12 protein-coding genes are annotated in these 13868 nt (G+C 65.9%); 8 read left to right on the top strand and 4 right to left on the bottom strand.

What is annotated here, in order from left to right:
- Window positions 1–185: 185 nt before the first annotated feature.
- From GPL20_RS38000 to GPL20_RS37980, 5 genes are all read left to right on the top strand, one after another.
- Window positions 186–884, top strand: a complete 699-nt coding sequence (locus GPL20_RS38000) for a cytochrome c biogenesis CcdA family protein (protein WP_157337784.1) — start codon at window positions 186–188, stop codon at window positions 882–884.
- 31 nt (window positions 885–915) lie between these two features.
- Window positions 916–1479: a thioredoxin family protein gene (locus GPL20_RS37995; RefSeq protein WP_157337782.1), complete on the top strand. Its 564-nt coding sequence runs from the start codon at window positions 916–918 to the stop codon at window positions 1477–1479.
- A gap of 84 nt (window positions 1480–1563) precedes the next feature.
- Window positions 1564–2538, top strand: coding sequence for a hypothetical protein (locus tag GPL20_RS37990; RefSeq protein ID WP_157337780.1), 975 nt, complete (start codon window positions 1564–1566; stop codon window positions 2536–2538).
- 434 nt (window positions 2539–2972) lie between these two features.
- Entirely contained in the window at window positions 2973–3566 is a 594-nt protein-coding gene (locus tag GPL20_RS37985) for a L,D-transpeptidase (RefSeq protein WP_157337778.1), read from the top strand.
- Between the two features lie 135 nt (window positions 3567–3701).
- Window positions 3702–4739, top strand: a complete 1038-nt coding sequence (locus GPL20_RS37980; protein ID WP_157337776.1) for an amino acid ABC transporter substrate-binding protein — start codon at window positions 3702–3704, stop codon at window positions 4737–4739.
- A 236-nt stretch (window positions 4740–4975) separates the two neighbouring features.
- Here the strand turns inward: GPL20_RS37980 and GPL20_RS37975 are convergent, their stop codons facing one another.
- A complete protein-coding gene (locus tag GPL20_RS37975) occupies window positions 4976–6115 on the bottom strand; it encodes an acyl-CoA dehydrogenase family protein (RefSeq protein WP_157337774.1) in 1140 nt (379 codons plus the stop codon).
- Window positions 6116–6240: 125 nt separating this feature from the next.
- The gene (locus GPL20_RS37970; RefSeq protein ID WP_167533387.1) at window positions 6241–7440 is read right to left on the bottom strand and encodes an acyl-CoA dehydrogenase family protein; all 1200 of its coding nucleotides are present in this window, start codon (window positions 7438–7440) and stop codon (window positions 6241–6243) included.
- Window positions 7441–7577: 137 nt separating this feature from the next.
- On the opposite strand from GPL20_RS37970, the gene GPL20_RS37965 reads away from it, so the two are divergent.
- Complete coding sequence (locus GPL20_RS37965) at window positions 7578–8123, top strand: carboxymuconolactone decarboxylase family protein (RefSeq protein WP_157337770.1); 546 nt, start codon at window positions 7578–7580, stop codon at window positions 8121–8123.
- 90 nt (window positions 8124–8213) lie between these two features.
- Entirely contained in the window at window positions 8214–8708 is a 495-nt protein-coding gene (locus GPL20_RS37960) for a VOC family protein (RefSeq protein WP_157337767.1), read from the top strand.
- Between the two features lie 168 nt (window positions 8709–8876).
- On the opposite strand, the gene GPL20_RS37955 is transcribed toward GPL20_RS37960, so the two are convergent.
- Window positions 8877–10103 carry an MFS transporter gene (locus GPL20_RS37955; protein WP_157337765.1) on the bottom strand — a complete coding sequence of 409 codons (1227 nt, stop codon included), beginning with the start codon at window positions 10101–10103 and terminating at the stop codon, window positions 8877–8879.
- A 129-nt stretch (window positions 10104–10232) separates the two neighbouring features.
- Window positions 10233–11480: an MFS transporter gene (locus GPL20_RS37950; RefSeq protein ID WP_157337763.1), complete on the bottom strand. Its 1248-nt coding sequence runs from the start codon at window positions 11478–11480 to the stop codon at window positions 10233–10235.
- Window positions 11481–11689: 209 nt separating this feature from the next.
- On the opposite strand from GPL20_RS37950, the gene GPL20_RS37945 reads away from it, so the two are divergent.
- On the top strand, window positions 11690–13759 hold the full coding sequence (locus tag GPL20_RS37945; RefSeq protein ID WP_157337761.1) for a prolyl oligopeptidase family serine peptidase: 2070 nt from the start codon (window positions 11690–11692) through the stop codon (window positions 13757–13759).
- Window positions 13760–13868: the final 109 nt, after the last annotated feature.

Below are 13868 nucleotides of genomic sequence, written 5' to 3'. Positions count from 1 at the left end.
AATGCGCACCTTTTCCTGAGCTACCCCCCTCCCTAGCCCTCCCCCACAAGGGGGAGAGAACGCACCGTCCGCGCGGCCCGCAGCTGGCCCCGCGAGAACAGCCTCGCCCGTCACGAACCCGTGACGCTGCGTAACGACTGACGCGTCAAGCGCGAACTGCCCTCGTGACCCTCACGAGTGCCCTGATGCTCGAACTTTTCTTCGCTGTCCTTGCCGGCATCCTCACCATCGCCGCGCCCTGCACGCTGCCGATGCTGCCGATCCTGCTCGGCGCCTCGATCGGGCGAGCGGGGCACTTGCGGCCGGCGATGATCGCGCTCGGCTTCGTGGTCTCGTTCTCGGCGACCGCACTATTGCTCGGCGCCATCACGCGGCTGTTCGATTTCGACCCGAACGTGCTGCGCGAGGCCGCCTCGATCCTGCTACTCGGCTTCGGCCTGCTGATGCTGTGGCCGGCGCCGTTCGAGTGGCTGTCGATCCGGCTCAATGGCTGGCTCGATCTCGGCAACTCCAGCGCCACCCGGCGCGAGGGCGCGCTCGGCGGGCTCATCCTCGGCACCACGCTTGGCCTGGTCTGGACGCCCTGCGCCGGTCCCGTGCTCGGCTCGATCCTGACGCTGGTCGCGACCGCGAAGAACCTTGGCTGGGCCGGCACGCTGCTGGTCGCCTACGCCATCGGCGCGGCGATCCCGATGCTGGCGATCGCCTATGGCGGACAGGCCGCGACCACGCGCGTGCGCAGCCTCGCGCGGATCTCGCCGCGGCTTCAGCAGGGTTTTGGCGTCGTCGTGATCGCCTTCGCCCTCGCCGCCTATTTCCAGTACGACACGCTGATCGTGGCGTGGCTCACCGGCTTTTACCCCACCGGCCAGATCGGCCTGTGATCAAACTGCATCCCAACCGGAGGACGCTTCCATGACTCTCAAACTGCTCGCCGTCTCCACCGCACTGATCGGCATGGCCGTGACCGGCGCCGTCATCCCCGGCATCTGCGACGAGGCCGCGCGCGCTGCGCCCCTCGTCACCGCGGCCGCGAGCCAGCAGGCCGCGCCCGACTTCACCGGCATCAACAACTGGTTCAACTCGAAACCGCTCAGCATGGCCGACCTGCGCGGCAAGGTCGTGCTGGTCGATTTCTGGACCTATGGCTGCGTCAACTGCGTCAACACGCTGCCGCACGTCACCGAGCTCTACGCCAAGTACAAGGACAAGGGCCTCGTCGTGGTCGGCGTGCACACGCCGGAATTCCCGTTCGAGCGCTCAGCGTCCAACGTGCAGGCCGCGCTGAAGCGCCACGGCATCACCTATCCGGTGGCGCAGGACAATGATTCCAAGACCTGGAACGCCTACCGCAACCAATATTGGCCGGCGCAATACATCGTCGACCAGACCGGCAAGATCGTGTTCCAGCACGCCGGCGAAGGCCGCTACGACGAGATCGACCGCACGGTGGCGCGCTTGCTGAACGTCAATAGCTGAAGCCGGATGGAAGCGGCCTTCGATGCTGCTTGACTCCACGGACCCGTCCGTGGAGTTTCGCAGCCTCGGAATCAGCCGCCCGCAATGGACGACGCGACGACCAGCACCGACATTCGCCTTCGTGAAGGCGCCTCGATCGCGCAGCGGCTGGTCATGTCCGGCTTTGCCGCGGCCGTTGCGCTCTGCTTCACGCCGGGCCTGTTCACGCACGACACCCTGGAAGTGATCATCTCGGTGGTCGCGCTCCTCGTGGGAGCGGCGTTCGTCGGCGTCGTCATGCTGGCGCCGGCGGTGGTGTGGATCATCACGCCGACCGAAATCCTGATCGGACAACAACGTCCGTTCGGAAAACTCCGCACCAGGATCGTCGCCAAGGACGAGATCAGGGGATTGCAGGTTCCCGGCAGCAAGCGGGTGAAGGCCCGTTTCCAATTGGCCTTCACGCTGGCCTCGGGGGAACGCCTGACGTCGCCGCCGATCTCCGATGTCACGCATGTTCGCGAGATGGTGGCCCGGATCGCCGCGCAATTCGACGTCCCCGACGTCGAGGCTCCGGTCAATCCGCTCGATGCCAGCAATCCCGAGATGCGCCTCGGCGACCCCCTCGAGCCGTTTTCCGCAAGGGACATCAGGATCGTTGCACTGATCGCCGTCGCATTATGCGCCGTTCCCTACGCCTACAAGCTCTGGCGCGGCTTGTCGCCGGGCCTGATCGACATGCTGCTGCTGCCGATGGGCGCGATCGCCGCATTCGCCGTGCACCGATATGCCAACCTCGTGACCGGCGCCTTCTGGATCATCCGGCAGGACGATATTCGCGTCGAACGCCTGTGGGGCGACGGTAGCCTGCGCGCCGACCATATCGGAGGGCGCGACGTCAAGTCGATCACGGTCGAGCGCCGCGGCCGGTCGGAGGACGAGCACTGCATCGTCACGATCCGGCTGCGGTCCGGGCGACGGTTTCGCAGCCCCCGCATCGGTTCGAGGCTTGAGGCCCGCGCCGTGGGCACCGAAATCGTCCGGCGGCTCGGAATTGCGCCGGAGAGCAACAAGATCTAGACCTCCCCTGCGGCCATCCTTCGAGACGCCCGCCCGCGGCGGGCCCTCAGGATGAGGACGGAGTGCGTGGCGGCAATTTCGACGGGCACCGGTGCGCCTGAGCCTCATCCTGAGGAGACCGCGGAGCGGTCGTCTCGAAGGACGAGGCGCGCGTGCTCAGGCCACCGCCCAGAAGTCCTACGCGATCCCCCTCCCCCGCATCCCCCTTCACCAAGGCTTCGGCGGACAAGAGTGCGGGAGGAGCGCGCTACCGCCTCGGCGCCCACCTAGGCTTTTCGCGCCATCCCCTGTTTGTGGCATTGCCTCGGGCCCGTCAAAAAACCAAAGCATTCTCGTGACATACCAGCCGGGCGCGCCATCAACTTGCCATGAACATGCCCCTGAGATTTGATGGTTCCGAATGATTTGCGCTGTGGCAGCGGGGAGAGCTTGAAATGACGGATTTTCGTCGCCTGACCGGGATCGTTGTGGCCGCGATCGGCCTCGCCCTGTCCACCTCATACGCCTCCGCCCAGCAGCCCGACCGCGGCGACGAGCCAGGCCTGATCGCAGACGACGCCTACCAGCTCGAGCCGGAGTGGCAGAAGCAGGTCGTCTACTTCCGCACCACCGAACCGCCGGGCACGATCATCGTCTCGACCGCCGAACGGCACCTCTATCTGGTGCAGCCCGGCGGGCGCGCGATCCGCTATGGCATCGGCGTCGGCCGCGACGGTTTCCAGTGGCAGGGGCTGGTGACCATCACCAACAAGAAGGAATGGCCGGACTGGACGCCGCCGCCGGAGATGATCCAGCGCCAGCCCTATCTGCCGCGCTTCATGGCCGGCGGTCCCGGCAATCCGTTAGGGGCCCGCGCCATGTATCTCGGCACCACCGTCTACCGCATCCACGGCACCAACCGTCCCGACACGATCGGCACCAAGGTGTCCTCGGGTTGCTTCCGTCTCGTCAACAACGACGTCGCCGATCTCTACGATCGCGTCCCGGTCGGGACCAAGGTGGTCATCCGGCAGAAGCCCGAACTCTAGAGCATGATCCGAACGGGAAGGGCCGCGTCAGCGCAAGGTGCGCAGCGGCTTTTCGAAAAGATCAGGCTCGAACAACAAGACTAACTCCCGCCTCCATCCAACTCCTTTTCCCGAATATTTCGAGAGAGAGACATCATGCGCACATTTCGAGGCGGCCTGCTGATCGGGCTCGCGGTCGCCGTGCTGGTCGGCGTCCTGGCCATCATCTACGAATTCTACGATACCCGCACCCTGAAGCGCACGGTCCGTCGCGGCGAAGTGCTGTGCGGCGTCAACAAGGGCCTGCCGGGCTTCTCGATTCCCGACGACAAGGGCAACTGGACCGGCTTCGACGTCGATTTCTGCCGCGCGGTCGCGGCGGCGATCTTCAACGATCCGGGCAAGGCGAAGTTCGTCCCGCTCGACGCCAGCGAGCGCTTCAAGGAATTGCAGAGCCGGAAAGTCGACATCCTCTCGCGCAACTCGACCTGGAGCATGGCGCGTGAGCTCGACTACGATCTCTATTTCCCGGCCGTCGCCTATTACGACGGCGCAGGCTTCATGCTGCCGCGCGCACGCAACAAGGAGACGTCGCTGGATCTGACCGGCAGCAAGGTCTGCGTCCAGGCCGGCACCACCACGGCGCTCAACGTCGCCGATTACTTCCGTGCCAACAACATGAAGTACGAAGAGGTGAAGTTCGACAAGCTGGACGACGTGATGAAGGCCTACGACACCGGCAAGTGCGACACGTTCTCCGCCGACGTCTCCCAGCTCTATGCGCTGCGGCTGAACCTCTCCAAGCCCGGCGACCACATGATCCTGCCGGACATGATCTCCAAGGAGCCGCTCGCCCCCGTCGTGCGCCAGCGCGACGACGACTGGATGATGATCGTGAAGTGGACGCTCTACGCGATGATCAACGCCGAGGAGCTCGGCGTCACCTCGGAGAACATCGACGAGGCGCTGAAGTCGAAGAAGCCCGAAGTGATGCGCCTCGTCGGCACCGAAGGCAATTACGGCGAGCAGCTCGGCCTCACCAAGGACTGGGTCGTCCGCATCATCCGCCACGTCGGCAATTACGGCGAGATGTACGAGCGCAATATCGGCGAGAAGTCCAAGCTGAAGATCCCGCGCGGCATGAACCAGCTGTGGAACGCGGGCGGCGTGCAGTACGCGCCGCCGGTGCGGTGACGGCGGCGGTCTCGCCGCCGTCATTGCGAACTCTCCATCGTCATGCCCGGGCTTGTCCCGGGCATTCACGTTTTTGGAGCACCGCAGGAACGTGGATGGCCGGGACAAGCCCGGCCATGACGGCTCGCGCTACTGCCGTAGCCCGCATGAGCGAAGCGATATGCGGGGTCGGTGCTTGCGGCATTCCCGGATGTCGCTACGCTCATCCGGGCTACACGCCCTCCCCGCCGCGTGCCTCAATACCCCCGCGCCCGCGCCAGCTGCTCGGTGTGGTAGTTCGCATCGCCGAACAGCTCCTCGCAGACCCGCGCGCGCTTCATGAAGAAGCCGATGTCGAACTGGTCGGTCATGCCCATGCCGCCATGCATCTGCACGCCCTCCTGCACCGCGCGGGTGGCGGTGGTGCCGGCGCGGGCTTTTGCAACCGCGACGGCTGGCGCGGCCTTGGCGACATCAGTATCGAGCGCCTGAAGCGCCTTCATCACGGCGGCGCGGGTGATCTCGATGTCGACATAGAGCTGGGCGGCGCGGTGCTGGAGCGCCTGGAATTCGCCGATCAGCTTGCCGAACTGCTTGCGGCTCTTCAGATACTCGACGGTGCGGTTGAACACCTCGTCGCTGAGACCGACCATTTCGGACGCCACCGCGCCGCGGCCGATGTCGAGCACGCCCTCGAGCAGGCCGGCGCCCTGATCGACCTCGCCGAGCACGCTGTCGGCATTGACCTCGACATTGGCGAACTCGATCCGCGCCGCATTGTGCGAATCCACCATGATGGTGCGCTCGATCGCGACGCCCTTGGCCGCGGGATTGACCAGGAACAGCGTGAGGCCGTCACGCTCGCCGGCCGAGCCTGCAGTGCGCGCGGCGACGATGAGGAGGTCGGCGACGTGGCCGTCGACGACCAGCGCCTTGGCGCCCGAGAGCTTGAAGCCGTTGCCGGCGCGCACGGCCTGGAGGCTGGTCTGAAGCGGTCGATGCTTTGCGCCCTCATCGACCGCGAGGGTCGCGAGCAGCGAGCCGCTGGAGATCTTCGGCAGGAATTCCGACTTCTGTGCAGCATTGCCGCCGCGGTTCAGGGCCGAAGCCGCAACCACGCTGGTGGCGAGGAAGGGCGAGGGCATCAAGGTGCGGCCGATCTCCTCCATCACCACGCCGGCCTCGACATAGCCGAGAGCAGAGCCGCCGAACTCTTCCGGCACCAAAAGGCCGGCAAAGCCCATCTCGGCGAAGGACTGCCAGAACTCCTTGGAGAAGCCGGTGGGGTCCTTGCTGTCGCGCAAGTGGCGCAGATGCGACACCGGCGCCTTGTCGCTGATCAGCCCGCGCGCGGAATCGCGGAGCATCGATTGTTCTTCGGTGAGGACGAGGGCCATGTGCAAAGTCTCTAACGTCTGGCGGAATGTTTGTTGCTGTCATTCCGGGGCGCGTCGAAGACGCGAACCCGGAATCTCGAGGTTCCGGGTTCGCGCTCTCGCGCGCCCCGGAACGACGGAAAACCTCACGCCCCCGGCAAATCCAGAATGCGCTTGGCGACGATGCCGAGCATGACCTCGGACGTGCCGCCTTCGATCGAGTTGGCCTTGGTGCGCAGCCAGGCGCGCGGACGGGCGCCCTGCTTCGAGCGCTCGCTCTCCCATTCCAGCGCGTCGACGCCGCCGGCCGACATCAGGATCTCGTAGCGGCGCTTGTTGAGCTCGGTGCCGTAATATTTCATCGCCGACGAGAATGCCGGGTGCGCCTGCCCGGCCTTGGCGAGATCGACCGCGCGCTCGGCGCAGGCGGCAAGCGCGGCTTCATCGACGTCGAAGCCGGCGATCTGACTGCGCAGCACTGCATCGTCGAGCCGCCCCAGCGTATCGGTGCCGACGGAATCGGCAGCGATCTGGCCGAGCGGACGACCGACGCCGCGCTCGCCCATGCCTGATATCATCGCGCGCTCATGCTGGAGCAGATATTTCGCGACGTCCCAGCCGCGGTTGACGGTGCCGACGACATGCGACTTTGGCACGCGGACATTGTCGAAGAAGGTCTCGCAGAACGGCGAATAGCCGGAGATCAAAAGGATCGGCTTGGTCGAGACGCCCTTCGAGGTCATGTCGAACAGGATGAAGCTGATGCCGTCGTGCTTCTTCGCGGCGGGATCGGTGCGCACCAGGCAGAAGATCCAGTCGGCGTAGTTGGCGTAGGACGTCCAGATCTTCTGGCCGGTGATGACGAAATCGTCGCCATCGCTCTCGGCGCGGGTCTGGAGCGAAGCGAGATCGGAGCCGGCGTTCGGCTCGGAATAGCCCTGGCACCAGCGGATCTCGCCGGCGGCGATCTTCGGCAGATGCTCCTTCTTCTGCGCCTCGTTGCCGTATTTCAAGAGCGCCGGCCCGAGCATCCAGATGCCGAAGCTCGACAGCGGCGGACGCGCGCCGATTCTTCCCATCTCGGCGCGCAGCACCTTGTGCTCGGCCGCGCTCAATCCGCCGCCACCATATTCCTTCGGCCAGTCCGGCACGGTCCAGCCCTTGTCGCGCATGCGCTCGAACCAGATGCGCTGTGGCTCGGATGAGAACTTTGTGTTGCGCCCGCCCCAGAACACGTCGGCGTCTGACGTCGTGGGCTTGCGCATTTCCGGCGGGCAATTGGCTTCCAGCCAGGCGCGCGTCTCGTTGCGGAATTGTTCGAGGTCGACGGCTTCGGATTCGCTCATGGTCGTTTCCACCAATCAAGATCGATTTGTTGGGCGCGACTCTGGGCCATCGCACTGCGGAATTCAACCACTTCCGTGCCGCGCGTTCGGCTATAGTCGAGGTCATGTCGAGGCTTGAAAACAAAGAGGAAACAACAATGCGCCTGAAACTTCTTTCGCCTGGCGAAATGAACGAGAGCCAGCGGCAGACCTATGACGAGTCGATCGCCGGCAAGCGCGGCAAGCCGCCGGCGCCGATGATGGCCTGGCTGAGCAGCCCGGAGATGGCGCGTCACGCCACGCGGCTCGGCGAGGTCCTGCGCTTCGACACGATATTCCCGGCAAAGCTCTCGGAGATCGCGATCCTGGTGACGGCGCGGCACTGGACCGCGCATTACGAATGGTATGCGCATAAGCGCCTCGCGCTTGCGGGTGGCATGGATCCAAAGATCATCGACGCGATCCGCGACCGCCGCACGCCCGAGTTCGACGATCCCAAGGGGAAGATGATCTACGACGTCGCGAAGTCGCTGCATGAGGGCCACGGCGTCGAGAAGGGGCTCTATGACGAGGCGGTCAAGCTCCTCAGTGAACGCGGCCTCGTCGAGGTGATCGGGCTGTGCGGCTATTACACGCTGGTGTCGATGACGCTGAACACGTTCGAGTTCGGGCTGCCGGAGGGCGAGGCGCCGGAGCTGGCTTAGTTTCCCATTCGGAAACGATGGGTTTCGCGATGGGCCAATAGCACTGTCCCGAAACCCGCCCTATGTGGAGTTCATCAACGGAGCATTCACATGTCGCAAAGCCCCGCCGTCCATGCCGCTACCCGGATCGGCCACGTCCACCTCAAGGTCGCCGATCTCGATCGCGCGCTGGGTTTCTATTGCGGCGTGCTCGGCTTCGAGCTGATGCAGCGCATGGGCTCGGGCGCGGCCTTCATCTCGGCCGGCGGCTATCACCACCACATCGGGCTCAACACCTGGGAAAGCAAGGGCGGCTCACCGCCGCCGCCGGGCACGACCGGGCTCTATCACACCGCGATCCTTTATCCGACGCGGCCGGCGCTGGCGGATGCGCTGCACCGGGTGCTCTCGGCCGGCATTGCGCTGGATGGCGCCAGCGACCATGGCGTCAGCGAAGCGCTGTATCTGCGCGATCCCGATCAGAACGGCGTCGAGCTCTATTGGGACCGGCCGAGGGAGCAATGGCCGTTCGGGCCGGACGGCAAGCTGGCGATGGTGACGAAGCGGCTGGATGTCGAGGGGTTGTTGCAGCAGCGGGAGGCCTAGACTCCGTTCCCTCTCCTCGTCATTGCGAGCCAACGGGTCCGCGCGAAGCGCGGCCCGATGACAGGCTCCGCGAAGCAATCCAGACTGCCTCCGCGGAAACAGTCTGGATTGCTTCGTCGCAAGGGCTCCTCGCAATCACGGAGGATGTCGAAACGCCGTCGCGCACCCTTACGACCGTCGCCCCCGCACCATGATCAGCGCCGCCGCCACCACCTCCAGCGCGATGCAGAGATAGAACGGCAGCGCATAGCCGCCGGAGAGGTCGCGCAAGGCCCCGACGACGCCGGGGCCGAAGGCATAGGTCACCTGGTTGATCGCGGTGTTGAGGCTGATCAGCACGCCGAATGAGGCGGAATCGAACTCCTGCTGCACGATCAGCGACGGCAGGGTAATGAGGTTGCCGACCGAGAAGCCGAACACCGCGCAGGCTGCGATCAGCACATAGTCGTTGTGCAGGTTGATGACGACGAGAAGCGCCACGGCCTGGCTCAGGAACGACAGTGCGGACGCGAGGCGCTGATCGAGGCGGTCGATCACCAGCGAGAACAGCACCCGGCCGACCACCGCCATCGCGGTCAGCACCGCGACCGCAGCAGCGGCGCGCTCGCGCCCGATCACGGGGTCGAGGAACGAGATCAGGTGCACAATGAAGCCGACCTGGGCGAACAGCACCAGCGCAAAGGCAATCGTCACCGTGAGGAAGCCGACGTCGCGCAGCGCCTGCGCGCGCAGTTGGGAGGATGGTTGCGGCTTCGCCCTGGCCGCTGCGTGCGCGCCACGGCGATCCGGCGGATGGCCGACGACAATAAGGATCACCGGCACTAGCAGCACCAGCATCGCTCCGGCAGCGGCGAACATCGCGCTGGCGAAGCCGACATGGCCGATCAGCGTCATCAGCAGCGGCACGCCGACGATGCCGCCGAAGCTCGCGCCGTTCAGCGCCAGGCTGATCGCCATGCCGCGCTTGTGGTCGAACCACAGGCTGATGGTGTTGGTGATCATGGCGAGACTGGTGCCGGCCCAGCCGAAGGCGAGCACGGCATCGGCGAGGAAAAGCTGCCAGGGCTCGCGCACCACGCCGATCGCAACCGCGGCCGCCGACATCGCCAGCGTGCCGGCGATCAGGCCGAGCCGCGGGCCGTATTTGTGGACGGCTTCGCCGACGAAGACCACGAGCAGCGCGCCGAACAGATAGAAGAATGTCGTGCCCGACGAAATCAGCGAGGCCGACCAGCCATGGGCGCGCTGGAGCTCGGCGACATAGACGCTCTGCCCGTAGAAGCCGAGCCCCCAGCCGAAGGTCGCGAGCAGGAAGCAGACAGCGACGATGCGCCAGCCTTCGTAGCGGAGGGAGGATTCGTCGATGGAAATCGTGTGCCGGGGATTGTCGAGCATTTGCGCTTCTCCTTCGCGTCCCCCGCGACGGGTCCGCCTGTTCATGACGATCATCATGTAACGATGCGGGACTCGAGAATCACTTCGACCTGGATCGAAGTATCAACGCTGCTGACAGCCTCCCGCCAGTCAGACCGCGTCCGGGAACTCGCCCATGGCGGCCTCCAGCCGCGCCCTGCGGCGGCGCGCCCAGGAGACCAGCGAGAGCACGACGAGGCCGAGCGCGACCGGCGGAAACACCACCATGTTCACGACCGGCCAGCCGTAATTGGCGAGCAACTGACCGGAGGAGAACGAGCCGATCGCCATCATGCCGAACACCAGGAAATCGTTGAAGGCCTGCACCTTGTTGCGCTCCTGCGGCCGGTGCGTCTCCAGCACCAGCGCGGACGCGCCGATGAAGGAGAAATTCCACCCGACGCCGAGCACGATCAGCGTCGCCCAGAAATGCATCGCGGTGATACCGGAAATGCCGATGCCGGCGGCGCCGGCCTCCAGCAACAGGCCGGCCGCAACGACCTTCGGGGCCCCGAAGCGGGCGATCAGCGCGCCGGTGAAGAAGCTCGGCCCGTACATCGCGACGATGTGCCATTGAATGCCGAAATTGGAATCGGACACGCTGAGCCCGCACATCTTCATGGCGAGCGGCGCCGAGGTCATCACCAAATTCATCATGGGATAGGCGATGACGCCGCACAACGCCGCCGCGATGAAGCGCGGCTGCGTCACGATCGTCAGCAGCGGCCGTCCGCCATGAAGATCGGCCGGAGCGGGACGGGGCATGTCGACGCCGGCGACGATGCCCATCGCGACCAGGGCGACGGCGGCCTGCACCAGGAAGCTGAAGGCGAACAGATAGGGCTGCCAGACGTCCATGGTCCATTGCACGAGTTGCGGACCGAGCACGCCGGCGAACACGCCGCCGGCCATCACCCAGGACACCGCCTTGGGCCGGTAGGCCGCGCTGGCGCCGTCGGCGGCGGCGAAGCGATAGGATTGCGCCACCGCGCCATAGAGACCGCCGAGGAAGGTCGCGACACAGAACAGCGCGAACGAGCCGTGCAGGATCGCATACGAGCCGATCAGGCCGGTCAGCGTGCCGAGGCCCGTGCCGATGACGAAGGCCGCGCGGCGGCCGAAGCGGCGCGAGATCGCGCCGGTCGGCAGCGTGCCGGCAGCGAGCCCCAGCACGTACATCGACAGCGGCACGGTCGCGAGCGACATGTCGGGTGCGAGCGTGGCGCCGACGATCGAGCCCGTGGCGAAGATCACGGCCGAATTGGCGCCGGTCAGCGCCTGCGCGGCGGCCAGGCGCACGACATTGGCACGCACGCGCGCATCGTCGGCGATCTCAAGGACTGAAGTCACGTCTAGCATCGGGATTTCCGCCCCAGGGGATTCTGAAGGGGCACTGAAGGGCTCTGTTGATTCCCGGCACTATGGAGGGGCGCGGGAGGGCGGACAACCGGCGCAAACGGGCGCAGGCCATGCCCCTGACGCAATCGGACGGATGATAGCCGGCGGCGCGCTTGACGGCTTGCGCTCGATCAAATCCTATCCGCCGCGATCTTCCCGGAGTTTCGTTCATGACCGTCGACGACAGGCCAACGCTCAGCACTCCCGACGACGATCCCTGGCTCTGGCTCGAGGAGATCGAAGGCAAGCAGGCGCTCGATTTCGTCGAACGGCAGAATCAACTGACGCTCGCCGCGTTCGGCGGGCACGCGTTCGAACGCGACCGCGATACGCTCGCCGCGATCTACGATCGTCCGGATAACATTCCCTATGTCAGCCGGCGCGGCACCGATCTGCACAATCTCTGGAAGGACGCCGGCCATCCGCGCGGCCTGTGGCGGCGGACTTCGCTGGCTGAATTTCGCAAGGCCGGCCCGGCGTGGGAGACCATGCTGGACATCGACCAGCTCGCGGCGAGCGAAGGCGAGGACTGGCTGCTGAGCCAGATCGCCACGATGCCGGGAAGCTCGCGCGCGATTCTGAGCCTGTCGCGCGGCGGCAGCGATGCCGTGACGTTGCGCGAGTTCGACCTCGACACCAAGAGCTTCGTTGCCGACGGCTTTACCCTGCCGGAAGCCAAGGGCAGCGTCGACTGGCTCGATGCCGACACCCTACTGCTGTCGAGCGCGCATGGCGAGGGCATGGCGACGAGTTCGGGATATGCGCGGACCGTTCGGCTGTGGCGGCGTGGCCAGCCTGTCGATCAGGCAGAAATCATCGTCGAGACCACGACCGATCACATGGTGATCTATGGCGGCGCCGATGACACCGGAGCCGAGCCGCGGGTCTGGCTCGTCGACCAGATCGACTTTTTCAACCACGCCATCTGGCTGCGCGATGCGGCCGGCACGACGACGAAGCTCGACCTGCCGACCGGCATCTGGATGCAGGCGCATGGCGACTGGTTCGCGATCAAGCTGCGCAAGGACTGGCAAGTCGAGGGGCGGACCTATGCCACCGATACCGTGCTCGGCATGTCGCTGTCGGCCTTTCTTGCGGGCAGCCGCGACTTCGCGGTCCTGTTCGAGCCGGCGCCGCGGCGTGCGCTGCAAGGCCTGTTCTGGGCGGCGGGGAAGCTGGTGCTCTCGATCCTCGACGAGCTGCAGCCGCGCTTCGAAATCTGCACGCCCTCCGCCGCAGGCTGGAGCCGCGAGACGCTTGCCGGCCTGCCGCAGATCGGCGTCGTCGACGTCTGGCCGCTCGACCGCCATCCCTCCGAGAGCAATGGCGACCTGCTGGCCAATGTGCAGGATCCGCTCACGCCACCGTCGATGCTGCTGATCGAGCGCGGCGTCGCGAGCCCGACCGTGCTGAAGCAGGCGCCGAAGACATTCACCGCCGACGGCCTCGTGGTGACGCAGCACGAGGCGATCTCGGTTGACGGCGAGCGCATTCCCTATGTACAGACCGGCCCCGCGCGCGAGACCGGCGACGCGCCGGTCTACATGACCGCCTATGGCGGCTTCGCCCATGCGGTGAAGCCCTACTACAACGCCTCGCTCGGCAAGCTGTGGCTGGAGCGCGGCGGCACCATGGTGCAGGCCAATTTGCGCGGCGGCGGCGAGTTCGGCACACGCTGGCACGATGCCGGCCGGCTCGCCGGCAAGAAGCTCTCGCATGACGATTTCGCCGCGGTGGCCGCCGATCTCGTCCGCCGCGGCGTGACGACGGCAAAGCGCATCGCCGCGCAGGGCGGATCGAACGGCGGCATCCTCATCACCAACATGCTGGTGCGCTATCCCGAGCGCTTCGGTGCGCTGTTCTGCACCATCCCGCTGATCGACATGCGCCGCTACACCAAGCTGCTCGCGGGCGCGAGCTGGATCGCGGAATATGGCAACCCCGACAAGGCGGAAGAATGGGAGTGGCTGCAGACCTATTCCGCCTATCACAACGTGAAGGCGGGCCAAGCCTACCCGCCGATCCTGATCGCCACCACGCGGCGCGATGACCGTGTCCATCCCGGTCACGCGCGCAAGATGGCCGCAAAGCTCCAGACGATGGGCTATGAGGCCTGGTTCTACGAGCCGGCAGCCGGCGGCCATGGCTACGGCAAGGACAACAAGGAGCGGGCCGGCTTCGAGGTGCTCGGCTTCCGGTTCTTGAAGGAGAAGATCGGCTGGCGGGATGGGGAGGCGTAGCAGCGCTATCCGCTCCAGGCTTTGATCGTCGCACGACGTGACGCGGCCACCGCTCTCTCATTCCCTCCCCCCTTGCGGGGGAGGGGCAGGGAGGGGGGTAGCCACGAAC

The organism is Bradyrhizobium cajani, from assembly GCF_009759665.1.
Taxonomy (GTDB): domain Bacteria; phylum Pseudomonadota; class Alphaproteobacteria; order Rhizobiales; family Xanthobacteraceae; genus Bradyrhizobium; species Bradyrhizobium cajani.
This window is presented reverse-complemented; position numbering and strand designations above follow the sequence as displayed.